This window comes from Kaistella montana (genome assembly GCF_024436175.1).
GTDB classification, from domain to species: domain Bacteria; phylum Bacteroidota; class Bacteroidia; order Flavobacteriales; family Weeksellaceae; genus Kaistella; species Kaistella montana.
In genome coordinates, this window is the sequence record NZ_JANFQP010000001.1 from 148,659 (window position 1) to 166,145 (window position 17,487).

The 17,487-nt window shown below is 37.2% G+C and carries 15 protein-coding genes and 1 tRNA gene; 7 read left to right on the forward strand and 9 right to left on the reverse strand.

Annotated features, from left to right (window positions below; translation table 11 throughout):
• Positions 1 to 35 precede the first annotated feature (35 nt).
• The 3 genes from porN to NOV28_RS00750 all read left to right on the forward strand — a co-directional run bounded on the left by porN (position 36) and on the right by NOV28_RS00750 (position 2,628).
• Positions 36 to 917 (forward strand): type IX secretion system ring subunit PorN/GldN, encoded by an 882-nt coding sequence (gene porN, locus NOV28_RS00740; protein WP_255928664.1) that lies wholly within the window; start codon positions 36 to 38, stop codon positions 915 to 917.
• Between the two features lie 78 nt (positions 918 to 995).
• The gene (locus NOV28_RS00745; protein ID WP_255926541.1) at positions 996 to 2,036 is read left to right on the forward strand and encodes an NAD(P)/FAD-dependent oxidoreductase; all 1,041 of its coding nucleotides are present in this window, start codon (positions 996 to 998) and stop codon (positions 2,034 to 2,036) included.
• A 52-nt stretch (positions 2,037 to 2,088) separates the two neighbouring features.
• Positions 2,089 to 2,628 carry a lipocalin family protein gene (locus NOV28_RS00750; RefSeq protein ID WP_255926543.1) on the forward strand — a complete coding sequence of 180 codons (540 nt, stop codon included), beginning with the start codon at positions 2,089 to 2,091 and terminating at the stop codon, positions 2,626 to 2,628.
• A gap of 799 nt (positions 2,629 to 3,427) precedes the next feature.
• Here NOV28_RS00750 and NOV28_RS00755 read toward each other — a convergent pair.
• A tRNA-Ser gene (locus NOV28_RS00755) sits at positions 3,428 to 3,514 on the reverse strand.
• A 67-nt stretch (positions 3,515 to 3,581) separates the two neighbouring features.
• Positions 3,582 to 4,601, reverse strand: a complete 1,020-nt coding sequence (locus tag NOV28_RS00760; protein WP_255926545.1) for an asparaginase — start codon at positions 4,599 to 4,601, stop codon at positions 3,582 to 3,584.
• A gap of 286 nt (positions 4,602 to 4,887) precedes the next feature.
• On the opposite strand from NOV28_RS00760, the gene NOV28_RS00765 reads away from it, so the two are divergent.
• Positions 4,888 to 5,556, forward strand: a complete 669-nt coding sequence (locus tag NOV28_RS00765) for a TrmH family RNA methyltransferase (protein ID WP_255926547.1) — start codon at positions 4,888 to 4,890, stop codon at positions 5,554 to 5,556.
• Here NOV28_RS00765 and NOV28_RS00770 read toward each other — a convergent pair.
• Together NOV28_RS00770 and tsaD are read right to left on the reverse strand one after the other, a co-directional pair.
• The gene (locus tag NOV28_RS00770) at positions 5,543 to 6,235 is read right to left on the reverse strand and encodes an RsmE family RNA methyltransferase (protein WP_255926549.1); all 693 of its coding nucleotides are present in this window, start codon (positions 6,233 to 6,235) and stop codon (positions 5,543 to 5,545) included. The two genes, NOV28_RS00765 and NOV28_RS00770, sit on opposite strands and share 14 nt — an antisense overlap.
• 1 nt (position 6,236) lies before the next feature.
• Positions 6,237 to 7,280: a tRNA (adenosine(37)-N6)-threonylcarbamoyltransferase complex transferase subunit TsaD gene (gene tsaD / locus NOV28_RS00775; protein WP_255926551.1), complete on the reverse strand. Its 1,044-nt coding sequence runs from the start codon at positions 7,278 to 7,280 to the stop codon at positions 6,237 to 6,239.
• A 4-nt stretch (positions 7,281 to 7,284) separates the two neighbouring features.
• On the opposite strand from tsaD, the gene NOV28_RS00780 reads away from it, so the two are divergent.
• The 3 genes from NOV28_RS00780 (at position 7,285) to NOV28_RS00790 (ending at position 13,112) form a co-directional block, all read left to right on the forward strand.
• Positions 7,285 to 12,069, forward strand: coding sequence for a translocation/assembly module TamB domain-containing protein (locus NOV28_RS00780; RefSeq protein WP_255926553.1), 4,785 nt, complete (start codon positions 7,285 to 7,287; stop codon positions 12,067 to 12,069).
• A gap of 129 nt (positions 12,070 to 12,198) precedes the next feature.
• Positions 12,199 to 12,669, forward strand: coding sequence for an Lrp/AsnC family transcriptional regulator (locus NOV28_RS00785; protein ID WP_255926555.1), 471 nt, complete (start codon positions 12,199 to 12,201; stop codon positions 12,667 to 12,669).
• Between the two features lie 68 nt (positions 12,670 to 12,737).
• Positions 12,738 to 13,112 (forward strand): hypothetical protein, encoded by a 375-nt coding sequence (locus tag NOV28_RS00790; protein WP_255926557.1) that lies wholly within the window; start codon positions 12,738 to 12,740, stop codon positions 13,110 to 13,112.
• A gap of 90 nt (positions 13,113 to 13,202) precedes the next feature.
• Here the strand turns inward: NOV28_RS00790 and NOV28_RS00795 are convergent, their stop codons facing one another.
• From NOV28_RS00795 to NOV28_RS00815, 5 genes are all read right to left on the reverse strand, one after another.
• The gene (locus tag NOV28_RS00795) at positions 13,203 to 14,150 is read right to left on the reverse strand and encodes a transketolase family protein (protein ID WP_255926559.1); all 948 of its coding nucleotides are present in this window, start codon (positions 14,148 to 14,150) and stop codon (positions 13,203 to 13,205) included.
• A 45-nt stretch (positions 14,151 to 14,195) separates the two neighbouring features.
• Positions 14,196 to 15,047 carry a transketolase gene (locus NOV28_RS00800; RefSeq protein WP_255926561.1) on the reverse strand — a complete coding sequence of 284 codons (852 nt, stop codon included), beginning with the start codon at positions 15,045 to 15,047 and terminating at the stop codon, positions 14,196 to 14,198.
• A 129-nt stretch (positions 15,048 to 15,176) separates the two neighbouring features.
• On the reverse strand, positions 15,177 to 16,613 hold the full coding sequence (locus tag NOV28_RS00805) for a sodium:solute symporter (RefSeq protein WP_255926563.1): 1,437 nt from the start codon (positions 16,611 to 16,613) through the stop codon (positions 15,177 to 15,179).
• A gap of 141 nt (positions 16,614 to 16,754) precedes the next feature.
• Positions 16,755 to 17,039, reverse strand: a complete 285-nt coding sequence (locus NOV28_RS00810) for a GNAT family N-acetyltransferase (RefSeq protein ID WP_255926565.1) — start codon at positions 17,037 to 17,039, stop codon at positions 16,755 to 16,757.
• 36 nt (positions 17,040 to 17,075) lie between these two features.
• Complete coding sequence (locus tag NOV28_RS00815; RefSeq protein WP_255926567.1) at positions 17,076 to 17,477, reverse strand: OsmC family protein; 402 nt, start codon at positions 17,475 to 17,477, stop codon at positions 17,076 to 17,078.
• Positions 17,478 to 17,487: the final 10 nt, after the last annotated feature.

The following is a 17,487-nucleotide window of genomic DNA, read 5'->3' on the forward strand; positions in this document are numbered from 1 at the left end:
ATGCAACACCAGTTCAGGATGAACCTATCACTTCGATGTCAATTCTAAATGCAAAATCTCCTGAATCTTTCAGAAAATACCGTGAGCTTGGACTAGTAAAAAAAGGAGACTCTTTAGTTTCTAATAAAATTACTCCACTTAGTTATGGCTATATCGAGGATAAAGACATTCTGAAAAGTATGGTAGTATGGGAAATTATTGATATGAATGATAAGTTTAATCAGCCTTTCTATCATAATGAAGACGGTTTGGTTTCCCAAAACAAATCATTATACCAAATTCTTTTTGATGCTATTAACGATGGTAGAATCAAAGAAGTTTATGATGATGAAATGTTTCTCACTAAATTAAGTCTTGATGCTATTCAAGCTCGTATCAAAAACGCAGTTTTAAGTGATGCAGGGATTAATAAAATGAACGAAAATGGTGGTAGACTTACCGAAGCTGAGAAAAAAGAATTTACCAACGTTTACGAAACCAAAACTGAAAATGTAAAGGTTTTGAAAATAAAAGGAATGTGGTATATCGATAGAAGAGATAGCCAAATGAAGTATCGACTTCTTGGCATTGCTGCAATGGGGAAAGATCCTGCAACAATGGGACAATATGGACCAGACGGACAGCCATTAGCTTCCAAAGATGAATTAATCGACTTGTTTTGGGTATTTTATCCAGATGCAAGAGAAGTTTTAGCAAACACTGTGGTTTTCAATAGCAAAAACTTAGCTTCTGATATTAGTTTTGACGATATTCTTAACGCAAGAAGATTTTCGTCCATCATTTACAAATCAGGTAATGGTTTAGGAAACGGTGTGATCAAAGATTATATTCCACGTGATGCTGATGCTCAATTAGAAGAAAGCGAAAGAATCAAAGCGCAAATCTTACAAATGGAAAATGATATGTGGAATTACTAAAATTCCATTGTTATACAACAAAAACCTGAGTATCTTTACTCAGGTTTTTTTTATGGAAAGATAAAATAGATTATGATCATGAGAAATGTAGATTACATCATCGTTGGCGACGGTTACGCAGCACTTTTTTTCGCGCACCAATTAATTCAGAGTAATAAATCTTTTGTCCTTTTTTCAAATGGAAAAAAGAGTGCGTCGCAGGTTTCTGCAGGGATTGTAAATCCGATGGTTTTGAAGAAATTCACGACATTTTGGTTGGCTCAGGAACAACTTGATCGCCTCAATGAAACGCTTGATGAGATTGAAAAATATACTGGAAATCATTATTTAATTAAAGAGAATATCCATCGGATTTTTCATGATCAGAAGGAAAAAGAATTGTGGCTGAGCAAAAGTGAAAACCCAGATTTAAAACCCTTTCTGAATTTAGAATTTAAGACTTTAGAAACCATCAAAAATCCTTTTGGTGTCGCATCTGTCGATCAATCTGCAAGGTTAAATGTGGAGGGGTTTTTCAATGATTTCAAACATTATTTAAAAACGAATGACTTCTTAATTCAAGAAAATTTCAATTATGATTCGCTCAACGATCATTCTTATGGTGATATTTCCTTTAAAAATATTGTTTTTTGTGAAGGAATTGGCGTGAAAAACAATCCTTTTTTTAGTGAAATTCCGGTAATCCCAAACAAAGGACATCATTTAAAAGTTCGCCTTTCGGAAAAATTGAATCATCAACTTACTTTGAAGAAGAAACATTTTTTATTTCCATTGAATGAAGAATTCTACTATTATGGCGGAACTTACGATCCAAATTTCCGTTCGGAAGAAATTGACGAATTTAAAAAAGAAGAACTTATTACGGGACTTCAGGAGTTTTATCCTCACGATTTTCAGGTAGAGGAAGTTAATTTCGGGTTTCGACCAACTGTGAAAGACAGAAGACCAATTTTGGGAAATCATCCTAAACATCAGAATTTCTATATGTTTAATGGACTTGGTGCCCGCGGAATTCTAAATGGTTGTTACTTTGCGAAAGAATTATTTCAACATATCGAGTTTGAACAACCACTAATTCCCGAAGTCGATTTAAAGCGATTCAATTTGGAGCAAAACTGAATAAAAAAAGCATAGTTTTTGTATAATTTAAGCCCAAATCAATAAAAATACAATGAAAAAATTTAAGTTTTTGCTAATTCCGATGGTTGCTTTGGCAGGATTTCTCACTTTCAATTCTTGTAAAACAGGAATTCCCGAGGGAGCGGAACCGGTTAAAAATTTCCAGGCCGAAAAATATTTGGGGAAATGGTATGAAATCGCTCGATTTGATTTCCGTTTTGAAAGGGGTTTAGACAATACAACAGCCAATTACAGCCTAAATCCCGATGGAAGCATAAAAGTGGTCAACCGTGGTTACAAAACCGCCGAAAACGAGTGGAAAGAAGCTGTCGGTGAGGCCCGATTTCTCGAAGGTCAGTCAATAGGAAGATTGAAAGTTTCTTTTTTTAAGCCATTTTGGGGTGCCTATAATATTCTTTCGATTGACGGAAATTACGAGTACGCTTTGGTTGCAGGTGATAATCTGAAATATCTTTGGATTCTTTCGCGTGAGAAAACAATTCCCAACGAAATTCGAGAAAAATACCTCAATCTAGCCAAAAAATTAGGGTACCAAACAGAAAATATGATTTGGCCGAAACATGATCGCTAGTTCACGCCCAAGAAAATGGGTTTATATACCGAAATTAAATCCTAATTGGGCTTAAAGTCAGTAGAATGTTTAAGTGGAAGCTATTGTTAAATTAACTCATTTTTAAAGCCTAGTTTTCTCCCAGTCAAAGCCTAGGCAAAACCCAGTCCTAGCCCACCATAAAGGCAGTAACCTCCTATCGGCAAAAAGTGCTCTTTTCGGCAAAAATGGTCGTTTTCGGCAAATTCGGCAAATTCGGTAAAAAACGGCAAAAACGGCAGAAATAACCATTTTATAAAATCAAAAAAAAGCGAAGTATTTCTTCACTTTTTTCTTAGTAAATCTTATGATTTTCTTTTCTTGTTTACACCTTGAAATTCCAACTCTGCTACAAAGTCTCCTGACCTTTGTGCAAGGAGTTCAAGGCAGGACGATTCTCTATTTCTTTGAAATCAAATCATTCGTTATTTAACACAAAAGCAAGTCTGAAGATAATGCTTCAGTATCATGCCTATGAAACTAGAGTATCACACCTATGATACTAGCGTGTCATTTGGATGATACTGGAGTTTTGTCATTATTTTTTGTGGAGGAAGTAAAAAAAATAAATGCTTGCTAGAATATTTTTCTTTCTTTTTCATAAACCAACGCATCATCGCTAAGGCTAAGTTTTTCAAAAAAAGTTTTTTGACTTGGTATGAAAATAGTATGAAGATTAAGAGTATTTTGTATCTATTTTATTCATGTTTGTTTGGTTTACAGAAACTATAAATTTTAAGACAAAACACAAAAAAAGTGCTGATAATCAGCACTTTCTTAGCAGAGAGGAAGGGATTCGAACCCTCGATACAGTTACCCGTATACTAGCTTTCCAGGCTAGCTCCTTCAACCACTCGGACACCTCTCTAATTGAAGACTGCAAAAATAGGGTATTTTCGTGAGATTTAAAAATTCATTTGGAAAAAAAACAAACTTTAGTTTTCTGAAACTTCACCGCAAAGGTTTTTAGCAAAGTTTTCTGCAAAACTTCCTTTGTAATAAGGGTTTTCGAGAAGATGCATCGCTTTGGTAATTGCACTTTCTGCGGTCATATCGTGGCCGCTGATGGCTCCAATTTTTGTGAAAATATTCGAATTGGAATATTTCCCGAAAGAAATTCCGCCCGAAACACATTGCGAAACCACCACGATTTCGGTGCCGCGACTGCGCAAGAGTTGTAAAACATCCAGCGTTTTTTTGGTGTTAAAAATAGTGCCGGAACCGAAAACCTGCAAAATCAAAACCTTCATGTTGGGAATTTCCGAGAAATGTTCAAGATGCATTCCCGGGAAAATTCGCCAAAAAAGAACATCCTGAGACAAATGGGAATCTACGCTAAAAGCTTCACCAGATTTCGAACGCCACAAAAAATCCTTTTCAATATTCAAATGAACTCCAGATTGCCCTAGAGCCGGATAATTGGGACTTTGATACGCATCGAAATATTCTGCAGAGTATTTCAAAGTTCGGTTTCCTCGGAGCAATTTGTATTCGAAATAAATCGTAACTTCCTGAATTACCGCTTTGTCATTTTCGTATAAACTTGCGTAGTACAGCGTGGTCAGTAGGTTTTCTTTCGCATCGGTGCGCAAATCTCCAATCGGCAATTGAGAGCCGGTCAGAATCACGGGTTTGCTTAGATTTTTGAGCATAAAACTCAAAGCAGAAGCCGTGTAAGACATGGTGTCGGTACCGTGTAAAATTACAAAACCATCGTAGAGATCGTAATTTTTCCCGATCAGTTTGGCGATAATTTTCCACTCTTTCGGTCCCATATCGGAGGAATCGAGGGGTTTTTTGAACGGATGCACGTCAACTTCACATTCGATAAGTTTCATTTCCGGCAGTTTCTGGAAGATGTTTCCGAAATCAAAAGCCCGCAAACTTCCGGTTTCATAATCTTTTTCCATCCCGATCGTGCCGCCGGTGTAGATGAGAAGTACTTTTCTTTTCATAAATTCAAAAATACATCTTTTAAGCTGAATTCAAATAATTTGGGCGCCAATTTGACTTTGTCGAATGGCAAGATTTGATTTTTTATGGCGCCATTTCCGTCTTCCACTCCCGCTTTTTTGTTCCGCTTCGCTCCACAAAAAGAGCTCCGTTCAAGCTGGGGCGCGTACGGATTCCGAATAAAAGAAAGGTTTTCACCAACAAAATTCGATTTCGAACCCAACCTTTCAACACTTTTTGGCGCTCGCTTCGCTCGCGCCAACCGCAAAAAATTCTTATTTTTGAAAAATGAATTCACAAAAAACATTTGAATATTTAAAACAATTTCTCACCGAAGAACGACTCAGCAAAATAGAATTTTATGCTCAGGAAAGTTCAGATTTTGTGTTGCCGGTGATGGAAGATATTTTCCAATTTCGAAATGCGGCGGCGATTGTACGCTCTGTGGAAGCGTGTGGATTTCATAAAATTGTAGCGATAGAAAGCGAAAACGAATTCAATCCGAATCTTCGCGTGACCAAAGGTGCAGAAACTTGGGTGGAAGTGGAAAAAATGCCTCACCAAATAGAATCTTTAGAAGAAATCAAGGCGAGAGGTTATAAAGTTCTGGCAGTTTCGCCAGAGAAAAATGCAACAATGCTTCCCGATTACGATTTGAAAGAACCAGTTGCGCTGGTTTTCGGGACGGAAAAAGAAGGCGTTACCGAAGAAATACTAGATTTTGCTGACGAAACTTTGGCGATTCCGATGTATGGATTTACCAAAAGTTTCAATGTTTCGGTCGCGGCGGCGATTTGTTTTTATGATTTAAAACAAAAGCTCGTGAAATCCAATTTCGATTACAAACTTTCTGATGAAAAACTTTGGGAGCTCAAGGTTCGATGGGCGAAAAATTCCATAAAAAGTGGCGAAGAAATCTATCAGAAATTCTTGAAAGAACAATCTACATCATCTTAAAATAATTCCACGCAGCGACAAAAACGCCCGCAGTTTCGGTTCTCAAACGTTGATTTCCGAGCGAAACAGCTTTGATTCCTTTTTCTGCTAAAACCTGAATTTCTCTATCTGAAAAATCGCCTTCAGGACCGATCAGGAAAGTGATTTTTTCTTGCGGATTAATTTCTTTTAAATCAATTCTCTTCAAATTTTCGTTGCAATGGGCAACAAAAGTGGTTTCTGGATCTAAATTTTTAATGAAATCTGAAAATTTCGTCAAATCATGAACCACCGGAAAATGAAATCGCAAACTCTGTTTCGAAGCTGCAACGCTTTGTTTTCGTAGCTTTTCGATGTTGAGGATTTTCCGTTCCGTTTTTTCGGTTTGAATTAAAGTGACTTCAGAAATTCCCATTTCGGTAGCTTTTTCTAGAAAAAACTCGATTCTGTCGATGTTTTTGGTAGGAGCGATTGCGATGTGAAGTTTTGGCGAAAAATCCGGAAGATTTTCTTTGATTTCATCGATGTTTAAGGAAACTTTTTTGCCTTCAAAAACCAATGTTCCGTTGGCGAGATTTCCTTTTCCGTCGGTTACGGAAATTTCTTCGCCATCGCGCATTCTCAGGACTTTTACGATATGTTGCTGTTCTTCTTCATTGATTTGAACGGCAGGGAAAATTTCACCAAAAAATAACTTCATTTTACTCGGATTTTTGTTTAAAACCTTCTTCAATATCGTAGCGCGCAGTTGCTGAAACCGAGAGGTCTGAAAATTCGCCTCGGTCGTATTTCAGTTTTGCGACCATTGCGATCATTGCGGCATTATCGGTAGTATATTCAAATTTTGGGATGTAGATATTCCAGCCGAGTTTTTCTGCGTTTTTCTGCATCGCTTCTCGCAATCCGGAATTTGCGGAAACTCCACCGGCGATGGCAATGTGCTGAATGTTATAATCTTTTGCGGCTTTTTCCAGTTTGTTCATCAAGGTTTCTACGATGGTTTTTTGAACGGAAGCGGCTAAGTTTTCGATGTTTTCTTTAACGAAATCCGGATTTTTTTTGATTTCTTTTTGAATGAAATATAAAACCGAAGTTTTCACTCCGCTGAAGGAATAATTGTAGTTTTCTAAGCGAGGTTTGTTGAAAGTGAATGCGTTTGGATCGCCATTTTTCGCCAATTTGTCGATAATTGGACCGGCAGGATAATCGAGGTCGAAAATTTTCCCGATTTTGTCAAAAGCTTCACCGGCTGCATCGTCAATGGTTTTCCCGATAATTTCCATATCGAAATAATCTTTCACCAAAACAATCATCGTATGACCACCGGAAACTGTTAAACATAAAAAAGGAAACGGCGGCGGCGCAATATTTGCATCGTCGATAAAATGTGCTAGAATGTGTGCTTGAAGGTGATTTACTTCAATTAAAGGAACATTCAAACTCATCGCTAAAGATTTGGCAAATGAAGTTCCTACGAGTAAAGAACCCAGAAGTCCTGGTCCGCGTGTAAATCCCACGGCAGAAATATCTTTTTGTTGTATATTTGCTTTGCTGACGGATTTTTCAACCACAGGAATGATATTTTGCTGATGTGCACGGGAAGCCAGTTCGGGAACCACGCCGCCATAATCGTTGTGGATGGCCTGATTGGCAGCAATGTTTGAAAGAATTTTATTTCCTTTGATGATCGCAGCAGAAGTGTCGTCGCAGGATGATTCTATCCCTAAAATTATTGATTCGCTCATAACAATGGCAAATTTAGAGAATAATAACGATAACGAAAACAAAAAATCGCTCACAGAGAATATTGGAGATTCTGTGCAGAAAGGTGTAGAAAACGTCCAGGATACGGTGAAAGAAACGGTAAAAGAAGCTACGGAATTGGCTTCTGATGCCATCCATCATCCGGTAGAAACTGCGGGCGAGTTTGTGCAACAAGCGGCGAAAGATGTCACGAACTACAAGTGGTGGGCGAAATTGCTCTTGGTTTTGTTCTGGGTATCATTATTTTTGGTGGTATCTTTTTTTGTGATTGTAAGTTTACCTTCCACCAAAAACTGGGCTGCCCAAAAGGTGATTGAAAAACTGAATAAAGACATGAAATCCCAAATGTCTTTCAAAAGTGTGGACGTAAACTATTTTGGCGACATTCATATTCATGAAGTAGCGATTAAAGATTACAAAAATTTTAATTTTCTACGAGCCAAAGAACTTTATGCAGATTCCAACTGGTGGGCTATCATCAGTAATTCCCGGAATTTGCAGTTTCAGTCGCTTTCTTTGCAAGAACTCGATTTGAAAGTGATTACTTATAAAAGAGACAGTATCTCGAATTTTATCCGTTTTGTAGATTTGTTCAATAAGCCTTCTGCGACTAAACCAAAAGAACCTTTTCAGCTGAAATCTCGGGTTTTTATTACCAATTCAAGTATCTCAATTGTTAATCAAAACAACGAAGGCGAAAAAGGAAAATGGCTCACTGCCAAAAATGTAAATCTGGTCGTTCCGGAACTGAAAGTGAATGGTTCTGATGTTTTTGCGCAGATTAATAACATGAGGTTCACCACCGAAAGATGGGGAAAAAAGCATTATGTAGATACTTTTTCTACGGAACTGGCTTTAACCAAGAAATTCCTTTTGCTAAAAGATTTAACTCTTAACACTGACCATTCGTTGTTGCAAGGTGATTTGAAATTCAACTTGAACAACGGTTCTTGGGCAGATTTTGCTGATAAAGTGAAATGGGACATGAAAATGCAGCCGGGAAGCCAACTCAGCGGCTACGACATCAGCTATTTTGTGACCAATTGGGATAATTATAAACCGATTAATATTTCGGGTGGAATGACGGGAACTTTGAATAATTTCTATCTCGATAATTTTCTGCTGAGAAATCCTCAGGTCAACATCCGAACTCAAACGATGAAAGTTTCTAATCTGCTGAAAGGCAATTTTCAAATAGAAACCAACACGCTTTCTACTGATTTTACTTATAAAGAACTTAAAAACATGATGCCGACTTTCATCTCATCAAAAATGAAAAATTTTGCTGATGATTTCGGGAGATTAAAATATAATGGAGCAGTAAGAGTGACTCCTAAACAGGTTTTTGTGCCCAATGCTAAGTTGATTACCGGTATTGGTCAGGCCAAAATCAGTAATTTTTATTTGGATGATTATAGTTCGAATTTACCAAAATACCGTGGCTATGCGGAAGTAAACGATTTGAATACTTCTGTTATTACCAAAAACAAGCAAGTAGGGCTTATTTCTGGGAAATTTAATTTACAAGGACAAAGTTTCGATGTGAACACGATGAAGCTCAGAACACGATCTCAGATTTCTAAAATCGAGATTATGAATAAGGAAATCAATAATGTTTTTCTTGATGGTTTGCTTGATCATAAAACCTATCGCGGTATTGTAAATGTAAACGATGAGCAGGCAAAAGCCGATGTGGACGGTTTTGTCGATTTCCGAACCAGTAAGTTATTTGCCGATATTAATGCCAATGTAAAATATTTAAACATCAATTATTTCACCGGAGCAAAAGGCAACCAAGTCGTTACCGGATTGGTGGATGGTAAAATTTCGATGACGAATTTGAATGATTTGAATCTGGATGCCGATTTGCAAAACGTCACCTTTGCCAATGCTGCACAAAAGTATCTTATTCCAAACGCGAAAGTGAAAGCTTTCTTTGAAAACGGAAACCGAATTGTTTCTGTAGATGCTCCAGGTGCGGTGAACGGGCAAATTTCCGGGAAATATAATCTAGAAGATCTCACCGGAATGATACAAAACGGAATTGGAAAAATTCTAGTGGGACCACCGCCAAGAAAATTGTATCGTGGACAAAATTTCGTGATGAATTTTGATGTGAAACAAGGGCTTGTAAGCTATTTCGAACCCAATTTGCAAATTCCAAAAGGGGCTGCAGTTAGTGGTTCATACGATGGAAATTCCAATAATTTGGTTTTAAATATCGATGCTGCAGCTTTAAAATATGTAATGACCAAAAAACAGGAAATCACCGATGCTGATAGGGCTTTGGCTGCTGCAAATCCGGCTTACAAAATATCAGAAAGAGACAAGATTACTCGGGATAGCGCGATGGTAGATAGTTTAATGGTAAGAATCAATACCGCCAATCTCGATGAACAGATATTCGCAAAAGTAAATAGAGTAGAGTACAATAAAAATATTCTGAAAGATATTACCTTAAGTGGGAAAAACGAGAATAATAAAGTTCTTCATATCGCTGCGAATTTCAAACATGGAACTCCCGAAGATGAGGTGAAACAAACTTTGAAAGAATATGCTGTAAACCTCAACCAAACCACCAATTCAGTGGGAGATTATGTATTCAGATTCGAACCAACTACCGTGAAATTTAATGATGTAGCTTGGAGTGTGGATACTTCGACAGAACTCAATCATTCGATTACTTACAGAAAGAAAACATCTGATTTTCTTATTCAGAATTTGCGGTTGTATTCTGATGCCAGTGAATTGTTTTTAAAAGATGCGATTTTCAAATCTGCCAAAGATTTTTCCGCAGTAGGAGAAGTGAAAAACTTGGATATTTCTAAAGTTTTTGCCCTTACCAGCAGTGATAACAGCATGGATATCCAAGGAACTGCCAACGGAACCTTTGATATAAAGATGGATAAAAATAATCTGGAACCACTCATTGATTTGGATGTTACCAATATTTTGATGAATGGAAAAGATATGGGAAATGTCATCGTTTCAGCCAAAAAAAGCAATACGCCCAACGTTTTTGATATAGACGCCAAAGTAGTATCAGCGGGGATTATTGGTGATAATAACCTTCACCTTACAGGTACAATTAATAATAATACCTCTTCTCCAACGCTGGATTTGGTTGCAGATATGAACGAGTTCAATATTGCTTTTGCTCAGGAATTTGTAAAAGGTGTTTTTGGTAATCTCAGAGGAAAAGCTTCTGGTGATTTGAAAATTTCAGGTAAACTCAGCGACATCGACTACAGTGGCGATATTGCAATGAAAGATATGGGTCTCAAACTAAATTTTACCGGAGTAGATTATTCATTCGATGATACCGTGATTTCTCTTTCACGAGGTTTGGCGATACTGAACGACATTGGTGTTCGAGACGGAAGAACCAATTCCCGAGGATCGATTTCCGGAGCGATTCAATTTGAAACTTTGGCTTCTATGGGGGTCAACTTAGTAATGAGAGCTGATAATTTGATGCTCCTGAATACTACTCAGAAAGATTTCGATTTGTTCTGGGGAAGAATTTACGGTACTGGAACACTTTATGTGGACGGTCCGGTTTCGGCATTGAATATTTCCACACCTGAAATGAAAGCGCTGAATAATAGTGTATTTACGTTTAATTCAAACTCAACATCCAATGTTGAAGAATTTAAAATGTTACGCTTCCTGAAAAAAGATGAAGCAGGTGTAGTATCTGTCGAAGAAAAAAAACAATCCAGCGCCAATATGAATATTGACTTTACAGTTTCACTCGATAAAGGAACTACGGTGAACGTTTTAGTGGGCGATGACATCGGAGATATTACAGTGCGTGGAAGTTCCGACAAACTGCGGTTTACCATGGGTAGAACTGGAGTTATATCGATGAATGGAAATTATTTGGTAGATAACGGAACTTTTGTTTCTAAGGCGATCCTCAATAGAACATTCCACATCACCAAAGGAAGCAGCATTCGATGGGATGGCGATGCGATGTCGCCGGAACTCGATATCGATGCAACTTATCTGAGAACGGTGACCAATGCGGGCTCTTACCTTGGAATGTCCAATTTACAGCCAATTAATGTTTTGCTTTCTACTAAAATTACGCAAACGCTCAACAATCCGAAAATCGAATTAGGGGTTTCTGCGCTTGATGTTTCAAGTAATTTAAAAGAAACGCTTGCACAAAAAATGAGCAACGAGGACGAGAAAATCATTCAATTCGGATCTGTTTTGGTTCTGAGCAGTTTCAATGAAGCCAATGCTGGTTTCGGAAATTTGAATCTTGGAAATACTTTGGAAACTTCGGGCTATAATATGTTGTTCAAGCAATTAGGTTCTGTGTTGAATACCATCAGCAACGAATTCCAGGTGGATTTGAATTATCTAAAAGGCGATACCAATTCCAACAGCGGCGATCGAGCGAATGCAAGTGTAAGTTTTGCGCTTTCACCAAGAATAAAAGTGAAAACAGGTTTAGGAATTCCGATCTCGAAATCTGAAAACACCAATGCTGAATATCTTTCCGGAGAAGGAATTGTAGAGTACGACTGGTCTAGAAAGAACGACGGAACCCGATTGCTAAGAGCATATTCTAAACCAAGTAATATCGGCTTAAACGGAACGGCCGCAGGTAACGCAAGTGCGAACCAGAGTTATGGAGTCGGTGTAGTTTATAGTAAAAGCTTTAATACAATATTCAAAAGAAAGAAAAAAGACAAAAAAAATCAAACACCAAAGTCTGAAATTATAAGAGATTCTATTAAAAAAGATACAATAAAATAGGAATTATTTGTTAAACGTTCATTTTACGTTAAAAGTTGTTAATATTTAAGTAAATTTTTTCGCTTTAATATTTTTTTGTAAATTTGCAAAAATATTCACGGAGTATTATTAAATGTATAAAATTCAACAATGAACTATCAACTTGACGAAATAGATAAAAAAATCCTAGATTTTTTAGTGGAAAACACAAGAATGCCCTTCACAGAAATCGCTAAACAAATGGACGTTTCTGCAGGTACCATTCACGTAAGAGTAAAAAAAATGGAAGATGCCGGTATCATCCTTGGATCTTCTCTTAATATAGATTACGGTAAATTAGATTATCACTTTACCGCATTCATCGGAATTCTTCTAACTAAATCCAACAGAACTCAAGACGTTTTGAAGGAGCTTACTACCATTCCAAACGTAATTGAAGCTAGCGTAATTTCCGGTAAATACAACATTTTCTGTAAAGTAAGAGCTAAAAATACCGAAGACGCTAAACGAATTATTTATCAGATTGATGATATCCAAGATGTAATGCGTACCGAAAGTATGATTTCCATGGAAGAATATATTTCTGATAAAAACCGACTTATCGACGCGGTTTCTATCTAGAAAATAACCATTTTTTAAATAACAAAAACTTTCGATTCTTTTCGAAAGTTTTTTTAATTTTACACCTTATGAAAGATGAATTTGCAAACGAAAATCCGAAGAAAGATTTAGGATTTATTTTATCACTTTGCGCTTTGGTGCTGTTTAGTATTATGGGAATTGGAATCGATGCTGATGAATTCCTGCAAAAAAAAGATCTCAACATTCCCGAATGGTATTTCTACATGATCTTTTTTGTAGATTTCTTAATGATTTTGGGAATTGTACTCATTTTTTATTACCGAAAAATTGGTATTTTTATATTTCCGGTTGCGGTATTAATGCATTATTTGATGCACAATTATTATCTTTCAACGTTTCTATATACCGATGTTACCAACCTTTTTCTCTATATTACGGTAGGTTTACTCGCATTCATTCCTAAATGGCAATTTTTTAAGTAAATGAAATATTTTCACTTATTAATCTAAAATAAAAAACCGTTTCAGAATTTCTGAAACGATTTTGTTTTGATATAGGTTTTAAATTTCAGCTTATTTAGCTAAAATTCTTTTTACTGCTTCTTTCACAGCATCCGAATCAATTTTGTATTTTTTCATCAATTCTGCAGGGGTTGCAGATTCTCCGAAAGTATCGTTTACGGCTACGAATTCCTGAAGGGTTGGTCTTTTTCTCGCCAACATTCCGGCTACAGATTCGCCTAAACCACCTAGATAGTTGTGCTCTTCAGCGGTTACAATTTTTCCGGTTTTTTCTACGGATTTTAAAATGATTTCTTCATCCAAAGGTTTGATCGTGTGAATGTTAATGACTTCACAAGAAATTCCTTCTTTTTCTAATTCTTCAGCAGCCACCAAAGATTCCCAAACTAAATGTCCGGTAGCCACGATGGTTACGTCCTTTCCTTCCTGAAGAAGAATTCCTTTTCCGATTTCAAACGGCATATCTTCCGGAATAAAAACTGGAACTACAGGTCGCCCGAATCTTAAATAAACCGGTCCTTCGAAATCTGCAATCGCTAAAGTTGCGGCTTTTGTTTGGTTGTAATCGCAAGTGTTGATCACCGTCATTCCCGGAAGCATTTTCATCATTCCGATGTCTTCCAAAACTTGGTGAGTTGCACCGTCTTCTCCTAAGGTTAAACCAGCGTGAGAAGCACAAATTTTTACATTTTTATTAGAATAAGCAATCGACTGACGAATTTGGTCATAAACTCTTGAAGTAGAAAAGTTTGCAAAAGTTCCGGTAAAAGGAATTTTTCCGTTGGTTGCTAAACCTGCAGCAATTCCCATCATATTGGCTTCTGCAATTCCTACTTGGATAAATCTTTCCGGAGCTTTTTCAATGAATTTTTCCATTTTCAAAGAACCGATGAGGTCTGCACAAAGTGCTACCACATTTGGATTTTTATCAGCCAATTCAGCTAATCCGGCTCCGAAACCGCTTCTTGTATCTTTTTTTTCTGTGTATGTATATTTCATTTTATTTTTATTTGATTTCACGAATTACTTCGAATTTTACCAATTTTAGTAATCAGCAGGTGCTTCAAGATACAATTGTTTGAAAGCAGTATCGAGTTGCTCATCATTAGGCGCTTTTCCGTGCCATGCATGAGATCCCATCATATAATCTACTCCATAACCCATTTCGGTGTGAAGGATGATGGCAACGGGTTTACCATTTCCAGTTTCAGCTTTTGCTCTTTCCAAAATAGCGATTACGGCTTCTAAATCGTTACCGTTTTTCTCGTTTAAAACTGTCCATCCGAAAGCTTCTAGTTTTTCGTGCAAATCACCTAAATCTAAAACGTCATCAGTATCGCCGTCGATTTGTCTTCCGTTGTAGTCGATGGTTGTGATAATGTTATCTACTTTTTTGGCTGCGGCAAACATAAAAGCTTCCCAGTTTTGTCCTTCCTGCAATTCGCCATCGCCTTGTAAAACGTACACCAAACTTTGATCTCCGTCTAATTTTTTGCCTAAAGCTGCGCCAATTGCCACAGAAAGTCCTTGGCCTAAAGAACCTGAAGCCACACGAACTCCCGGCAAACCTTCGTGCGTGGTTGGGTGTCCTTGTAATCTGGTATTTAATTTTCTGAAAGTTGCCAATTCTGCAACCGGAAAGAAATCAAATCTCGCCAAAGTGGAATAGAATACAGGCGAAATATGCCCGTTGGAAAGGAAGAAAAGATCTTCATTCTTGCCTTCCATGGTGAAGGGTAATTTGTAATTCATCACTTTGCCATAAAGCGCTGTGAAGAATTCAGTACAGCCCAAACTTCCGCCCGGATGCCCGGAATTTACAGCATGAACCATTCTTAAAATGTCTCTTCTGATTTGTGTAGTAAGAGATTTCAGCTCTTCGATACTTTTACTCATTTTATAGGATTTATTTGCACGCGAATTTACAAATTTTTAGCGGGTTAAGGAAATGAAAACATCCGAGTTTTGAGCTCGGATGTTTTAGTATTTAGAATTTTATCAAGGTTAATTCCTGAGGATTCTGAATTATTTCTTCCGAATCAACCATAAACCAAAGAAAGTTAGCAATCCGTTGATAATCAATAATTCTAATCCGATTTTGAAATCGCCGAACATATTTTCTTGGTATTTATCAATGAAAAAAGAAATCAAAGGTGCTGCGATACAAACATAAGGAACGAGTTTGTCTTGTACTTTGAACTTCGTGAAAATTCCAAATGCAAACAAGCCAAGAAGCGGTCCGTAAGTGAATCCTGCGAGTTTCAGAATTAAGCCAATCATGGAGTTGTCATTAATAATTTTAAAAATAACCACCATAATTAAAAACGAAAAAGCGACAATCAAGTGAACTCTTTTTCGGAATTTTTCTTGTTCTTTTTGTGAAATATTTTTTTCTTTCAACCCGAAAACATCAATGCAAAGTGAAGAAGTTAATGCCGTCATCGCGCCATCAGCACTCGGGAAAAGTGCAGAAATTAAAGCAACGATAAAGATGATCGAAATGAAAGCTGGCATGTGATTCAAAGCGATATCCGGGAATAATTGATCGCCTAAACTTGCCACATGTTCCGTGGTTCCATAAAGGTGTAAAAGCCCTCCCATAAAGAGAAACAACGAAATTACTCCGACTAAAATAATCCCAAGAACGACCATGTTTTTCTGAGAATCTTTCAATTTAGTTACCGAAAGGGATTTCTGCATCATTTCCTGATCAATTCCCGTCATCGTAATCGTGATGAAAGCTCCGGCTAGAATTTGTTTAAAAAAGAATGCTTTGCTGTTCGCATCGGTATTGAAAACTTCGGTGTAGCCCAATTTGTTCATTTCGTTTAAACTTTCAAAAAAGCCTAAATTCAGATGGTTTAGCATATATGCGGAGCAAATAATTAACCCCAAAAGCATACAGGTTGTTTGCAAAGTATCGGTCCAAACGATGGTTTTCACACCGCCTTCATAAGTGTATAAAATGATCATCGCCAAAATCACCAAAGTGGTTACGATAAACGGAACGCCGAGCGAATCGAGAATCGCCAATTGTAAAATATTCACCACCAAATAAAGTCGCGCCGTTGCGCCAACTAATCTCGAAACGATGAAAATCCATGCTCCGGATTTGTAGGAAATTTGGCCCATTCTTTCCTGAAGGTAACCATAAATGGATGTGAGTTTCAGTCGATAATACAATGGCAGAAGCACATACGCGATAATTACATAACCAATTAAATATCCGATGGTAATTTGCAAATAATGGAATTTATCTGTGCCTACTGCACCAGGAACCGACACGAAAGTAACGCCCGAAAGCGAAGTACCAATCATCCCGAAAGCAACGAGCATCCAGTTACTTTTTCGGTTTCCGATAAAGAAACTCTCATTATTACTGCCTTTTCCGGTTCGGTAAGCGACCCAAAGTAAAAGCGCAAAATAAGCAATGATAATACACAACAACACGATCGGATTCATAAATTTCGTTTTAAAGTTTCACAAATATAGTTTTTTTGTTAAGATTTGGGAGCAGCTTGAGTTTTCTATCAAAAATTCAGCAAAAAAAAACTTCCTGGAAAAAAATCCGAGAAGTTTTTTAAACGAGTTGAAGATAATTTGTTAACTCAAAACATCCTGTAGTTCAGCGTTTTTTGCAATCGTTGCTTTAGCATACGGACAAAGTGGAATCACTTTTACGCCGTTTTTTCTGGCATATTCTACACCGGCATAAACCAATTGTTTTGCATATCCTTTTCCGTTAAAAGCTTCATCAACACCGGTATGATCGATGATGAATTTATCTGTTCCGGCCCAAGTGTAGGTCATTTCTCCGGCTTTTACTCCGTCTTCATAAATTTCGAATACACCGTTTTTTTCGTTGTTGTGATGTTGTATTTCCGCCATATTTTTGTTTTTTTAATGATGATTTTTTGAAAAATTTTATTCTGTGAAACGGGTATTTACCTCAATGTTTCCGTGGAAAATTTTATGCACCGGACAAGCCTCAGCAATGGTTTGTAAGCGTTGAAGTTGATCCTCATCTAAATCTGCGCCTTCAAAACTGATGTTTCTGGTGAAAACCGCGTTTTTGGTTTGAGGATAATTTTCCAGTTCTACTTCTACATCTATTTTCGGAACGTCCCAACCTTTCCGGTCAATATACATTCTCAAAGTTGCTGCTGTACAACTTGCTAAAGAGGTTGCCAAAATTTCAAACGGATTGAATCCTTTATTTTGTCCTCCTTTCTCCAAAGGTTCGTCGGTGATAATTTTGTTTTCACCAGCAGTAACTTCGGTGTAGAATTTATCGGTTCCTAAAATTGCTTTTACCGTAACACTCATATATTTTTTA